This is a genomic window from [Clostridium] scindens ATCC 35704 (assembly GCF_004295125.1).
In the GTDB taxonomy this organism is placed as follows: Bacteria; Bacillota; Clostridia; order Lachnospirales; family Lachnospiraceae; genus Clostridium_AP; species Clostridium_AP scindens.
The window spans coordinates 570,908-583,618 of record NZ_CP036170.1 but is presented as its reverse complement, the minus strand read 5'-3'; the positions used below and the strand labels follow the sequence as shown (position 1 = coordinate 583,618).

Below are 12,711 nucleotides of genomic sequence, written 5' to 3'. Positions count from 1 at the left end.
TGCAGTTCAGCCTCAGCGACTGCTGTTGTCCCATATCCATAATAATGATGAAGATCATTTTTCAGAAGGAGGAAGAAGGCTTCCTCCTTCTCCATTGCAGGCAACTGGCTCAGGATCGTGCGGGAAAAATGGGGCAGATATTAAGTTTAACAGAGAAAATTCCTGATCCGTATAGTCCGGATCAAGAGGCGCGCCATCAATATATACAACGCTGCGCTGTCCTGTTATTTATTTGTCGAAATGTTTTGACGGTCAAAGTACTTGACAAATGAAAAAAATGGCTATATACTTTGAAAGTCAAAATAATTTATATTCAAAATAAATCAGAGGAACTCATATGACTGGAATAATCTATGGTACGGGGGCATGTACGCCGTCGTATATAATGGACAACAACGATATTGCCAAACTGGTGGAGACCAGCGACGAGTGGATACAGGAGCGGACCGGGGTCGCGAGGCGGCACATCATTACAGAGGAGACGACGGTATCCATGGCGGTGCAGGCGGGCCGCCGGGCGCTTGAGAATGCGGGCGTCTCCCCGGAAGAGGTAGACTTGATTCTGGTGGCGACCATTTCATCGAATGTGATTCTCCCTTGTACCGCGTGCCAGGTGCAAAAGGAATTGGGCGCCATCCACGCCACCTGCTTTGACCTGGGCGGAGCGGCATGCACGGGGTTCGTGCTTGCTTATAATACGGCAACGGCTTATCTCGCAGGCGGGGTATATAAGACCGCGCTGGTGATTGGAAGCGAGAGCCTGTCCAACCTGACGAACTGGAAGGACCGGGGTACCTGCATCCTGTTCGGAGACGGAGCCGGAGCCGCCGTAGTAAAGGCCGGGGGAGAGAGGTATTATCTTCCGGTAACCCATTCGGAAGGGAGCAAGGGAGACGCGCTCACTTGCAAGAGCAGATATCAGGGCAACGGCCTGACTTCTGAGATCAATCTGGAGGAAATGATCGACGATGAGCATTTTATGCAGATGGACGGACAGGCGGTATTTAAGTTTGCCGTCAAGAAGGTGCCGGAGGTCATCCGGGAAGTGCTGGAAGCAAATGAAATAGAGCAGGAGGATGTGGATTACTACATTCTTCACCAGGCTAACCAAAGAATTGTGGAAGCCGTGGCAAAGCGGCTGAAGGAGCCGATTGAGAAGTTTCCTATGAATCTTCAGGAATACGGCAATACCTCATCCGCCAGCATACCGATCCTTTTGGATGAATTGAATCGGAAAGGAATTCTGAAGTCAGGCCAGAAGATCGTAATGGCAGGATTCGGCGCGGGGCTTACTTGGGGCGCGAGCATTCTTAAGTGGAAATAAATTGGCAAATGCCAGTTTATATATATGAATTAAGCATTGAAAAAGGAGAGCGAATATTATGTTAGACAAGATCAAAGAAATGGTAGCAGAAAATTTAGGAGTAGACGCAGCAACAATCACAGAGGAATCTTCCTTCAAAGATGATCTGGGTGCAGATTCCCTGGACTTGTTTGAATTAGTCATGGCGTTGGAAGAAGAATTTGGAATCGAGATTCCGACGGAAGATCTGGAGCAGATTGCGACAGTAGGAGACGTTATCAAATACATCAACGATCATAAAGAATAAGAAAAGAAGCGGGGTTTTAAATATGCAGACAGAAGTAACCAAATTATTAGGAATCGAATATCCGATCATTCAGGGCGGCATGGCATGGGTTGCCGAATATCATCTGGCGGCAGGTGTGTCGAACGCTGGCGGCCTTGGCCTTATCGGAGCGGCGAGCGCGCCTGCTGACTGGGTAAGAGAGCAGGTTCGTGAAGCAAAGAAGCTGACAGATAAGCCATTTGGCGTGAACATCATGCTTATGAGTCCTTACGCTGATGAGGTAGCAAAGGTTATCGTAGAAGAAGGCATCAAAGTGGTGACGACCGGAGCCGGCAATCCTGAGAAATACATGAAAATGTGGAAAGATGCGGGAGTAAAAGTGATTCCCGTGGTTGCTTCTGTCGCCCTCGCCAAACGTATGGAGCGCTGCGGAGCAGATGCTCTTGTAGCGGAAGGCTGCGAGGCAGGCGGGCATATTGGTGAGAATACCACCATGGTACTGGTACCGCAGATCGTGGACGCGGTAAGCATTCCGGTGATCGCCGCAGGCGGGATCGCGGACGGACGCGGAATGGCGGCGGCATTCATGCTGGGCGCAAAGGGAGTGCAGATGGGCACCCATTTCGTAGTAACAGATGAATCACAGGTTCATGATAACTACAAAGAAAGAATTATAAAGGCGAAGGATATTGATTCCAGAGTAACAGGAAGAACCACAGGACATCCGGTCCGTGCCCTTCGCAATGAAATGACGAACCAATATATTGAACTTGAAAATAAAGGCGCAAGTTTTGAGGAATTAGAACATCTTACCCTTGGCGGACTTCGCAAGGCCGTCGTGGACGGTGACGTGAAGAACGGAAGCGTGATGGCAGGGCAGATTGCAGGCATGGTTAAGGAAAGAATGTCCTGTAAGGAACTGATTGGCAAATTAGTGGAAGAGACGGATGCAATGATTAAAGGAGTAGGTTTTTATGAGTAAGATCGCATTTATCTATCCGGGCCAGGGCGCCCAGAAAGCCGGCATGGGTGCGGATTTTTATGAGAACAGCGTGATTGCCGGAAAGATGTTTGACGAGGCGGGGGAAGTCCTTCAACTGGATATGAAGGCGCTCTGCTTTGAGGAAAATGATAAACTTGACGTTACAGAATATACGCAGGCGGCGCTGGTCACTACCTGCCTTGCCATGACGAGGGTCGCAGAAGACAAAGGGCTTAAGCCGAATATTACGGCAGGACTCAGCCTTGGCGAGTACTGCGCGATCGCGGCTGCAGGCGGGATGGACGATATGGATGCCATCCGGCTGGTGAGAAAGAGAGGCATTCTGATGCAAAATACCGTGCCGGCAGGCGAGGGAGCCATGTGCGCGGTGATGGCAATGGATGCGTCAGCCATTGAAAAGGTAATTGAAGCGATCGACGGCGTGACCATTGCTAATTATAACTGCCCGGGCCAGATTGTAATCACAGGCCGCACAGATGCGGTTGGCGAAGCAGCAGAGAAGTTGAAAGAAGCAGGAGCAAAACGCGCGATCATGCTGAATGTCAGCGGACCGTTTCATTCCCCGCTCCTTAAGAAGGCCGGAGAAGAACTGGCTGAAGAACTTAAGAATACTGCATTACATACGCTTCAGATTCCGTATGTAACGAATGTGACGGCAGAGAAGGTAGACGACATTTCCGCGACCCGGGAACTTCTGGCAGAACAGGTCAGTTCTCCGGTGCGCTGGATGCAGAGCATGGAGAACATGATCGCAGATGGCGTGGACACCTTTGTGGAAATAGGGCCGGGCCGCACGCTGGCAGGATTTATGAAGAAAATTAACCGTGATGTGAAAGTCTGTAACATTTCCGCATGGGAGGATATAGAGAAAGTAGTAGGTGAATTATGTTAGAAGGAAAAGTGGCAGTGGTAACAGGGGCTTCCCGGGGGATTGGAAAAGCGATCGCATGTAAGCTGGCCTCCCTGGGGGCGACCGTTATTATCAACTATAATGGCTCCAAAGACAAGGCAGAAGAAGTAAAAGCAGAGATTGAAAACGCCCAGGGAAAAGCGGCAGTATACCAGTGCAATATTTCCGATTACGGGAAATGCGAATCATTTATCCAGAAAGTCATCAAGACTTATGGAAGCATTGATATCCTGGTTAATAACGCGGGAATTACGAGGGACGGCCTTCTGATGAAGATGTCGGAGGCGGATTTTGACCAAGTGATTGACACCAACTTAAAAGGCGCGTTTAACACCATTCGTTTTGCATCCCGCCAGATGCTCAGGCAAAGAAGCGGGCGCATCATCAACATGTCCTCCGTCGTGGGCGTGAGCGGAAATGCGGGCCAGGCAAACTATGCCGCATCCAAGGCCGGTGTAATCGGCCTTACCAAAGCGGCGGCCAGAGAACTGGCTTCCCGTGGTATTACGGTAAATGCCATTGCGCCGGGATTCATTGCCACGGACATGACGGAAGTACTTCCGGACAAGGTAAAAGAGGCCTGCGTAAGCCAGATCCCTCTTGGAACATTCGGAAAGCCTGAGCAGGTGGCGCAGGCAGTGGCATTTCTGGTATCGGAGGATGCAAGCTATATCACGGGACAGGTGCTTCACGTAGACGGCGGCATGGCAATGTAAAGGAGACGCAAGTATGAAAAGAAGAGTTGTTGTAACCGGACTTGGAGCAATTACGCCGATTGGCAATTCGGTGGAAGAGTTCTGGAATGGGATCAAAGGAGGAAAAGTTGGAATCGGAGAGATTACCAGATTCGATACCACAGATTATAAAGTAAAACTGGCGGCAGAGGTCAAAGACTTCGTGGCAAAAGAGCGGATGGACTTCAAAGCAGCAAAGCGGATGGAACTATTTTCCCAGTATGCGGTGGCTGCCGCAAAGGAAGCTTATGAAGGCGCTGGGCTTGAGATTGAAAAGGAAGACGCATTCCGTGCAGGAGTGATCGTGGGTTCCGGAATCGGAAGCCTGCAGACGGTGGAGCGGGAATACGAGAAGATCCTGACCAAGGGCCCTTCCCGCGTTAACCCGCTGATGGTGCCGCTGATGATATCCAACATGGCGGCCGGAAACATTTCCATCCAGCTGGGATTCAAGGGGAAATGCACCAATGTGGTGACCGCGTGCGCGTCCGGGACGAACTGCATTGGTGACGCATTCCGCGCCATTCAGTATGGTGATGCGGATATCATGGTGGCAGGCGGAACGGAAAGTTGCATCTGCCCTACCGGAGTGGCCGGATTCACAAGTCTGACCGCATTATCCACCAGTCAGGATCCGAAGCGGGCCTCCATTCCATTTGACAAGGACAGGAACGGCTTCGTATTGGGCGAAGGCGCTGGCGTGGTAATACTGGAAGAATTAGAACACGCAAAGGCCAGATGCGCGAAAATATATGCGGAATTAGCAGGCTACGGGGCAACGGGAGATGCCTACCACATCACCTCCCCTGCGGAAGATGGAAGCGGGGCGGCCAAAGCCATGTCCCTTGCTATAGAAGAAGGCCAAATCCAGCCTTCTCAGGTAGATTACATCAACGCCCACGGAACCAGCACCCATCACAATGACCTGTTCGAGACCAGAGCGATCAAGATCGCCCTTGGAGAAGCAGCCAAGGACGTGGTGGTCAACTCCACCAAATCCATGATCGGGCATTTGCTGGGAGCGGCAGGCGGAGTGGAATTCATCACTTGCGTCAAGACCATCCAGGAGGGATTCATTCACCAGACCGTAGGCAGCGAAGTGGCAGACGAAGAATGCGACCTGAATTACGCCATCGGCGCGCCCGTCTTAAAGGATGTGAACTATGTCCTGACCAATTCCCTGGGATTTGGCGGGCACAACGCAACCCTGCTGGTCAAGAAATATGAAGACTAAAAATGAAGGTTAGAAAGGACTTGAACACGATGGAAATTGAGAATCTTATCAAAATAATCAATGCCGTATCAGAGTCAGAACTGACCGGGTTGAAATATGAAGTAGATGGAGTGAAGCTTCATCTCACGAAAAAACAAGGAAAAGTACAGGTAGTATCCGCAGCGCCGGGTGGAACAGAGATTTCCCCGGCAGGCATAGTTACAGTTGGAAATACTGATGCCGGCCAAAAGCCGGAAGGAGACATCGTGGAATCACCGCTGGTCGGCACCTTTTACGCAGCACCGTCCGAAGACGCAGCGCCATTCGTATCCGTAGGCGATACCGTGAAAAAAGGCCAGACCCTCGCAATCGTAGAAGCCATGAAGTTGATGAACGAAATCGAAAGCGAGTATGACGGAACGATTGCGGAGATTTACGTCGAGAACGGGCAGGCGGTAGAATACGGCCAGCCGCTGTTTCGCATTGGATAAATTAATTTGACGCACCAGTTTGCGCAATTTAACACACCAGTTTTGCAAATTGACACGTAACATTTTTCACTTTAACACGTAACATTTTTCAAAAATGTTACGTGTTAAAGTGAAAAATGTTACGTGCGTAAGGAGGCAATATGAACCATTTAGATATCAACCAGATTAAGCAGATCATCCCCCACCGCCACCCGTTCCTTCTCATTGATTACATCGAGGACTACGAGCCGGGCCAGTATGCCGTGGGGTATAAATGCGTATCATACCGCGAGGAGTTCTTCGCGGGCCATTTTCCGCAGGAACCGGTAATGCCGGGCGTGCTGACGGTGGAGGCGCTGGCGCAGGCAGGCGCGGTCGCCATCTTGAGCATGGAGGCGAACAAGGGGAAGATCGCCTATTTCGGCGGCATCAACAAGTGCAAGTTTAAGGGCAAGATCGTGCCGGGCGACAAGGTGCGCCTGGAGACGAAGATCATTAAGCAGAAAGGCCCTGTAGGCGTGGGCGAGGCGATAGCAAGCGTGGACGGCAAGACGGTCGTAAGCGCAGAGTTGACATTTATGATTGGATAGGTGAGATACATGATAAAGAAAGTATTAATTGCCAACCGGGGCGAGATTGCAGTGCGTATCATCCGTGCCTGCCGGGAAATGGGGATTGAGACCGTGGCGGTATATTCGGAGGCAGACCGGGAGGCCCTGCATACGAAACTGGCAGACGAGGCGGTCTGCATCGGGCCGGCGCCGTCAAGCGAGAGTTATCTCAGCATGGACCGCATCATCAGCGCAACCATCGTGACTGGCGCGGATGCCATTCATCCGGGATTCGGGTTCCTGTCGGAGAATGCAAAGTTCGCGGAGTTATGCGAGCAGTGCAACATCACCTTTATCGGACCGGACTCCAAGGTGATCGCAAGGCTTGGAAATAAGCAGGAAGCCAGGAATACCATGGTAGCCGCAGGCGTTCCGGTAATTCCCGGAAGCAAGGAGCCAATCTATGACGCGAAAGAAGGTGCCAGGATCGCGGATGAGGTGGGATATCCGGTTATCGTGAAGGCTGCCCTTGGCGGAGGCGGCAAAGGCATGCGCGTGGCCAATACGCCGGAAGAATTCCAGCAGAGCTTCAAAACGGCCCAGAAGGAGACCCAGATGGCCTTCGGCGACAATACCATGTATATCGAGCATTTCGTCCAGCACCCAAGGCATATCGAGTTCCAGATTCTTGCGGATGGCTACGGCAACGTCATCCATCTTGGCGAGCGGGACTGTTCCATCCAGCGGAACCACCAGAAGATGATCGAAGAATCCCCGTCCGTCGCGCTGTCCGAGGAACTTCGAAGGAAGATGGGGGATGCGGCCGTCAAGGCGGCGAAGGCAGCGGGCTATGTAAATGCAGGAACCATAGAATTCCTTCTGGAGAAGAATGGGAACTTCTATTTTATGGAAATGAACACTCGTATCCAGGTAGAGCATCCGGTGACGGAATGGGTGACCGGGATCGATCTGATCAAGGAGCAGATACGAATCGCTTCGGGTAAGAAACTATCTTACGCCCAGGAAGACGTGCATCTGAGCGGCCACGCCATCGAGTGCAGGATTAACGCGGAGAACCCGGAAAAGGGATTCCGCCCGTCTCCGGGCACCATAACGGATATGTATCTGCCGGGCGGCAAGGGAATCCGCATTGATGCGGCAATCTACAGCGGCTATACTATCCCGCCTTACTATGATTCCATGGTGGCGAAGTTGATCGTATGGGCCAAGAACCGCAATGAGGCCATCCGCAAGATGCAGAGCGCCCTTGGGGAGATCATTATTGAAGGAATAGATACCAACGTGGACTACCAGTATGAGATTCTGAACCACCCGGACTATCTCTCCGGGGACATTGACATTGAATTTATTGAGAAAATGTAAAGGTGACATTCTATGAAATTAGACAACATGTTTAAAAAGACCAGACTTTCTTCTGGCAGGAAAAATTATATTTCTTTGAGTGCTGCGAAGCCGGAAGTTCCGGAAGGGCTTCTGCGCAAATGCAATAAGTGCGGCAGTGCCATTTTTGCAGAGGATGTGAAAAAGGACTATTATATCTGTCCAAAATGCGGAGGATATTTCCGTGTCCACGCATACCGCCGCATAGAGATGGTAGCGGATGAAGACACGTTCGAAGAGTGGGATCAGGGACTTGCCACCAGGAATCCGCTGGATTACAAAGGATACAAAGAGAAACTGGAAGTACTTAAGGAAAAGACGGGTCTTGACGAGGCTGTCATTACAGGAAAAGCATGTATTCATGGAACCGAAGTTGCCCTTGGCGTCTGCGACGGACGTTTTCTCATGGCCAGCATGGGCGAAGTGGTGGGCGAGAAGATTGCCCGCGCGGTAGAAAGAGCCACCGAAGAAGAACTTCCGGTGATTATCTTCGCGTGCTCCGGGGGCGCCAGGATGCAGGAGGGGATAACGTCCCTGATGCAGATGGCGAAGACTTCGGCTGCCCTCAAGCGTCATAGCGACGCAGGGCTTCTCTATATCAGCGTACTGACGGATCCTACGACCGGAGGCGTGACGGCCAGTTTCGCCATGCTGGGCGACGTGATACTGGCAGAGCCGAAGGCGCTGATCGGATTCGCAGGTCCCAGGGTTATCGAGCAGACCATCGGGCAGAAACTGCCGAAGGGATTCCAGCGTTCCGAGTTCCTTCTGGAGCACGGATTCATCGACGGAATCGTGGAGCGTCCGCAGTTAAAGGAGACGCTGTCCCGAATCCTGAAACTGCATAAGAATGAGGATGAGACAGAATATGAAGAGGAATCATCTATTTTTCAGATCGGATTGAAAGAAACCGGGGAAGCGCAGATAGAGATGGAGGCAGAGGAAGCAAACGCAGCCCTGCCGAACAACAAGGTGGCAAATGCCTGGGACCGGGTGCAGATTTCCCGTATGAAGGATCGTCCGGTAGGCAGCGACTACATCGAAGCACTGTTTACGGATTTCATAGAATTTCACGGAGACAGATATTATGCCGATGACAAGGCGATCATCGGCGGAGTGGCCAGATTCCACGGCAAGCCGGTGACGGTGATCGCCCAGGCCAAAGGAACCAACACCAAGGAGAACATCGAGCGCAATTTCGGAATGCCATCTCCCGACGGCTACCGCAAGGCACTGAGGCTGATGAAGCAGGCGGAGAAATTCGCCCGTCCGGTCATCTGCTTTGTAGACACGCCGGGAGCATTCTGCGGCCTGGAAGCAGAGGAGAGGGGCCAGGGAGAGGCCATTGCCAGAAACATCTATGAGATGTCAGGCTTAAAAGTCCCGGTACTCTCCGTGATCATCGGAGAAGGCGGAAGCGGCGGCGCCCTTGCCATGGCAACGGCAGACGAGGTATGGATGCTTGAGAACTCCATCTATTCCATCCTCTCGCCGGAAGGATTTGCCAGCATCCTGTGGAAGGACAGCACCATGGCAAAGGAGGCAGCAGGCGTGATGAAGCTGACGGCAGGAGACCTTAAGCGTCTGGGAATCGTGGAGCAGGTATTCCCGGAGCCGGCTCACTATACCGTGCAGAATCTAAAGAAGGTCGTTACGCAACTGGAGCGGGAGCTGGAGCGGTTTTTCATTGCCTATGGGAAACTGCCGGCTGAAGAACTGACGGAGCATAGGTACGATAGATTTCGGAAGATGTAGGAGAAAGAATATGGAAGCAAGACCATTGAAAATGGGGAATATAGAAGCAAAGGTTCCATTGATACAAGGCGGCATGGGAGTGGGGATCAGCCTGGGCCGTCTTGCCGGGGCCGTTGCGAAAGAGGGCGGCATAGGGAGCATCTCTGCCGCTCAGATTGGTTTTAAGGAGCCGGATTTTGATACGAATACCAAAGAAGCGAACCTCAGGGCCATTCAAAAGGAATACGACAAGGCGAGGGCAATCGCGCCGGATGGAATCATCGGATTTAATATCATGGTAGCGATGCGGCATTATGAAGAGTATGTAAGGGCGGCCATCGATGCCGGTGCGGATCTCATCCTATCCGGCGCAGGACTTCCCACGGATCTGCCAAGAATCGCGGGCGATAGCCGGGCGAAGCTGGCCCCCATCGTCTCCACCGATAAGTCCGCCAAGGTGATCCTGAAGTACTGGGGCAGGAAATATAAGAGGATGCCGGATCTTCTGGTTATCGAAGGGCCGAAGGCCGGAGGGCACCTGGGCTTTACCAAGGAACAGTTAAAAGCCTATGACCAGGCAGCCTATGACGCGGAAGTCAGCGACATATTAGACACGGTGAGGTCCTACGAAGAGGAGTTCCAGTGCCGGATTCCGGTGGCGCTTGCCGGAGGAATAGAAAATAAGGCGCAGGCAGAGCATGCATTTTCGCTGGGAGTAGATGCCATTCAGGCAGCCACCAGATTCGTAACCACAGAAGAGTGCGATGCACATATCAAGTACAAGGAAGCCTATCTGAACGCGAAAGAAACGGATATCGTCATCGTCAAAAGTCCGGTGGGAATGCCAGGGCGCGCAATCTTGAATCCATTTATGGAAAAGGTCATGGCAGGGGAGCGGATTCCTCACAGTTCCTGCCACGGCTGCCTCCAAAAATGCAATCCCAGTGAGATTCCTTACTGCATTACGGATGCTCTCGTACATGCGGCCAGGGGAGAGGTGGATGATGCCCTTCTTTTCTGCGGTGCATACGCCTACAAGGCAGATCATCTGGAAACGGTAAAAGAAGTGATTGATTCTCTGATGCCGGAGAGGGTATAATGTGGATATAACAAGAATCGCCAAGCAGAAAGGGTAGCAGGGAATGGAAAACGCATACGCAACAATCAACAATATTCTGGTGAACCTGATCAACGAGATCTGGGAATTGGAGGAGAAGGCCATTATTACAGAAGAGTTTAAGGATCTTACGAATAATGACATGCACGTCATCGAGGCCATCGGGCTGGGCGACGGCAACAACATGTCCTCCATAGCCAAGAAGTTGAATATTACCGTAGGCTCCCTGACGACGGCCATGAACAGCCTGGTGAATAAGAAATATGTAGAGCGCAGGCGCAGCGAGGAAGACCGCAGGGTGGTATTCGTGAAGCTCACGGACCGGGGCGTGAAGGCGTACCGGCATCACGAAGACTATCACCGCCAGATGACCCGGGCGATCCTGGATAAGTTGGACGAGGCGGAGATTCCCGTGCTGGTGAAGACCTTGGATGCATTATCGGAATTCTTTACCGGCTATAGCAAGAATCGATCACAATAGCATGACAGTTAGACATTCGATAGAATAGAGCAATAGAAATGATTGTAGTATACAAGAAAAGGGAGTCATAACTTATGGTACGAGGCGTAATATTTGACATGGACGGCCTGATGTTTGATACGGAACGTCTGGCAACGGTTCTGTGGAACCAGGTAGGCGATGAACTTAAGATTGACATGACGGAGGAATTCCTGGACAGTTTCCGGGGACAGAATCCGGCGGCAATTCGTAATGCCTTTCTTCAAAGATTTGGACAGGAGTTTGATTTTGACGGCTGCATGGGGCGCAAAGATGAATTGCAGCACCGCTATATCGAGGAAAAAGGCGTTCCTTTAAAAGAAGGCCTGCCGGAACTCCTGGAATATCTGAAGGGACAGGATATCCGTATGGCGGTGGCTACCTCCACCCAGCAGTCGCTGGCTGAGAAGATGCTGAAGATTGCCGGAGTCTATGAGTATTTTGACGCAGTCGCCTATGGGAATAAAGTAAAGCGCAGCAAGCCATTTCCGGATATTTTCCAGAAAGCGGCGGAAGATCTGGGCGTGCCAATGAGGGAGTGCCTGGTGCTGGAGGACAGTATATCCGGCGTGCAGGCGGGAAAGGCGGCCGGCGGCTATATTATCCACATTCCGGATGTGGTGGTGGTGCCGGAGGAAGTCAAAGATGGAATTACGGCTGAACTTGGCAGTCTAAGGGATGTCATTGATTGGATAGAACGCGGAAATTAGCAGGCTGTATGTGAAAGGATTACAGCAGACATGTCAGGAGGAATTGCCATGTATGAAGAGGAAGTAAGCAGGTTACAGAGGATTATTGACGACAGCGGCAACATCGTGTTTTTCGGGGGCGCAGGCGTATCCACGGAGAGTAATATTCCGGATTTTCGGAGCGCTGACGGGCTCTACCTGCAGAAGTATAAGTACTCCCCGGAACAGATCGTTAGCCACAGTTTCTTTGTGAGCAGAACGGAAGATTTTTATGAATTCTATAAGAACAAGATGATGTTTCTGGATGCGAAGCCCAATCCGGCCCACTGTAAGCTTGCCCAGTTGGAAACGGCTGGCAAGCTTACGGCGGTTATCACCCAGAATATTGACGGACTTCACCAGGCGGCAGGAAGCAGGAACGTGCTGGAACTGCACGGGAGTATTCTGCGCAATTACTGCCAGAGATGCGGCAAGTCCTATGATGCGGCCTATGTGAAGAACTCCGAAGGAATTCCCAAGTGCTCCTGTGGAGGCACAATCAAGCCGGATGTGGTGCTATATGAAGAAAGCCTGGACTCCCGGACGGTGGATAAGAGCATCCGGGCAATCAGCGAGGCGGATACGCTCATCATCGGCGGGACGTCTCTCATCGTGTATCCGGCGGCAGGATTCATCGATTACTTCCGTGGCAGGCACCTGGTGGTGATCAATAAGAGCGCTACCGCAAAAGAAGTAGGAGCAGAACTGACGATTGCGGCGCCTATCGGAGAAGTGATGGGGAGGATCGAAGTAAGGTAAACC

General features: G+C 51.7%; 14 protein-coding genes. All 14 read left to right on the top strand.

Going from position 1 to position 12,711, the window contains the following annotated elements:
• Positions 1–337 precede the first annotated feature (337 nt).
• The 14 genes from HDCHBGLK_RS03020 (at position 338) to HDCHBGLK_RS02955 (ending at position 12,708) form a co-directional block, all read left to right on the top strand.
• Positions 338–1,324, top strand: coding sequence for a beta-ketoacyl-ACP synthase III (locus tag HDCHBGLK_RS03020; RefSeq protein WP_039909760.1), 987 nt, complete (start codon positions 338–340; stop codon positions 1,322–1,324).
• 58 nt (positions 1,325–1,382) lie between these two features.
• A complete protein-coding gene (gene acpP, locus HDCHBGLK_RS03015) occupies positions 1,383–1,610 on the top strand; it encodes an acyl carrier protein (RefSeq protein WP_004607379.1) in 228 nt (75 codons plus the stop codon).
• 22 nt (positions 1,611–1,632) lie between these two features.
• Positions 1,633–2,571 carry an enoyl-[acyl-carrier-protein] reductase FabK gene (gene fabK / locus HDCHBGLK_RS03010; protein ID WP_004607378.1) on the top strand — a complete coding sequence of 313 codons (939 nt, stop codon included), beginning with the start codon at positions 1,633–1,635 and terminating at the stop codon, positions 2,569–2,571.
• On the top strand, positions 2,564–3,484 hold the full coding sequence (fabD, locus tag HDCHBGLK_RS03005; protein WP_004607377.1) for an ACP S-malonyltransferase: 921 nt from the start codon (positions 2,564–2,566) through the stop codon (positions 3,482–3,484). Before fabK ends, fabD begins: the two co-directional genes overlap by 8 nt.
• Positions 3,478–4,218, top strand: coding sequence for a 3-oxoacyl-[acyl-carrier-protein] reductase (fabG, locus tag HDCHBGLK_RS03000; protein ID WP_004607376.1), 741 nt, complete (start codon positions 3,478–3,480; stop codon positions 4,216–4,218). Before fabD ends, fabG begins: the two co-directional genes overlap by 7 nt.
• 13 nt (positions 4,219–4,231) lie before the next feature.
• On the top strand, positions 4,232–5,470 hold the full coding sequence (gene fabF / locus HDCHBGLK_RS02995; protein WP_004607375.1) for a beta-ketoacyl-ACP synthase II: 1,239 nt from the start codon (positions 4,232–4,234) through the stop codon (positions 5,468–5,470).
• A 29-nt stretch (positions 5,471–5,499) separates the two neighbouring features.
• Entirely contained in the window at positions 5,500–5,940 is a 441-nt protein-coding gene (gene accB, locus HDCHBGLK_RS02990; RefSeq protein ID WP_009248215.1) for an acetyl-CoA carboxylase biotin carboxyl carrier protein, read from the top strand.
• A gap of 140 nt (positions 5,941–6,080) precedes the next feature.
• Positions 6,081–6,509: a 3-hydroxyacyl-ACP dehydratase FabZ gene (fabZ, locus tag HDCHBGLK_RS02985; protein WP_004607373.1), complete on the top strand. Its 429-nt coding sequence runs from the start codon at positions 6,081–6,083 to the stop codon at positions 6,507–6,509.
• Positions 6,510–6,518: 9 nt separating this feature from the next.
• Positions 6,519–7,853 (top strand): acetyl-CoA carboxylase biotin carboxylase subunit, encoded by a 1,335-nt coding sequence (locus HDCHBGLK_RS02980; protein ID WP_004607372.1) that lies wholly within the window; start codon positions 6,519–6,521, stop codon positions 7,851–7,853.
• Between the two features lie 12 nt (positions 7,854–7,865).
• The gene (locus tag HDCHBGLK_RS02975) at positions 7,866–9,626 is read left to right on the top strand and encodes an acetyl-CoA carboxylase carboxyltransferase subunit alpha (RefSeq protein WP_004607371.1); all 1,761 of its coding nucleotides are present in this window, start codon (positions 7,866–7,868) and stop codon (positions 9,624–9,626) included.
• A 10-nt stretch (positions 9,627–9,636) separates the two neighbouring features.
• Positions 9,637–10,704: an NAD(P)H-dependent flavin oxidoreductase gene (locus tag HDCHBGLK_RS02970; protein WP_004607370.1), complete on the top strand. Its 1,068-nt coding sequence runs from the start codon at positions 9,637–9,639 to the stop codon at positions 10,702–10,704.
• Positions 10,705–10,747: 43 nt separating this feature from the next.
• The gene (locus HDCHBGLK_RS02965) at positions 10,748–11,203 is read left to right on the top strand and encodes a MarR family winged helix-turn-helix transcriptional regulator (protein WP_004607369.1); all 456 of its coding nucleotides are present in this window, start codon (positions 10,748–10,750) and stop codon (positions 11,201–11,203) included.
• Between the two features lie 74 nt (positions 11,204–11,277).
• On the top strand, positions 11,278–11,931 hold the full coding sequence (locus HDCHBGLK_RS02960; protein WP_004607368.1) for an HAD family hydrolase: 654 nt from the start codon (positions 11,278–11,280) through the stop codon (positions 11,929–11,931).
• Positions 11,932–11,979: 48 nt separating this feature from the next.
• Complete coding sequence (locus HDCHBGLK_RS02955; RefSeq protein WP_009248209.1) at positions 11,980–12,708, top strand: NAD-dependent protein deacylase; 729 nt, start codon at positions 11,980–11,982, stop codon at positions 12,706–12,708.
• Positions 12,709–12,711 lie beyond the last annotated feature (3 nt).

Bases quoted from the DNA above. Each gene is read 5' to 3' on its own strand.
- HDCHBGLK_RS02970 (WP_004607370.1), top strand. From the start codon at position 9,637: ATGGAAGCAAGACCATTGAAAATGGGGAATATAGAAGCAAAGGTTCCA.
- HDCHBGLK_RS02975 (WP_004607371.1), top strand. From the start codon at position 7,866: ATGAAATTAGACAACATGTTTAAAAAGACCAGACTTTCTTCTGGCAGG.
- fabG (WP_004607376.1), top strand. From the start codon at position 3,478: ATGTTAGAAGGAAAAGTGGCAGTGGTAACAGGGGCTTCCCGGGGGATT.
- HDCHBGLK_RS02955 (WP_009248209.1), top strand. From the start codon at position 11,980: ATGTATGAAGAGGAAGTAAGCAGGTTACAGAGGATTATTGACGACAGC.
- fabD (WP_004607377.1), top strand. From the start codon at position 2,564: ATGAGTAAGATCGCATTTATCTATCCGGGCCAGGGCGCCCAGAAAGCC.
- acpP (WP_004607379.1), top strand. From the start codon at position 1,383: ATGTTAGACAAGATCAAAGAAATGGTAGCAGAAAATTTAGGAGTAGAC.
- accB (WP_009248215.1), top strand. From the start codon at position 5,500: ATGGAAATTGAGAATCTTATCAAAATAATCAATGCCGTATCAGAGTCA.
- HDCHBGLK_RS02980 (WP_004607372.1), top strand. From the start codon at position 6,519: ATGATAAAGAAAGTATTAATTGCCAACCGGGGCGAGATTGCAGTGCGT.
- fabK (WP_004607378.1), top strand. From the start codon at position 1,633: ATGCAGACAGAAGTAACCAAATTATTAGGAATCGAATATCCGATCATT.
- HDCHBGLK_RS03020 (WP_039909760.1), top strand. From the start codon at position 338: ATGACTGGAATAATCTATGGTACGGGGGCATGTACGCCGTCGTATATA.
- HDCHBGLK_RS02960 (WP_004607368.1), top strand. From the start codon at position 11,278: ATGGTACGAGGCGTAATATTTGACATGGACGGCCTGATGTTTGATACG.
- fabF (WP_004607375.1), top strand. From the start codon at position 4,232: ATGAAAAGAAGAGTTGTTGTAACCGGACTTGGAGCAATTACGCCGATT.
- fabZ (WP_004607373.1), top strand. From the start codon at position 6,081: ATGAACCATTTAGATATCAACCAGATTAAGCAGATCATCCCCCACCGC.
- HDCHBGLK_RS02965 (WP_004607369.1), top strand. From the start codon at position 10,748: ATGGAAAACGCATACGCAACAATCAACAATATTCTGGTGAACCTGATC.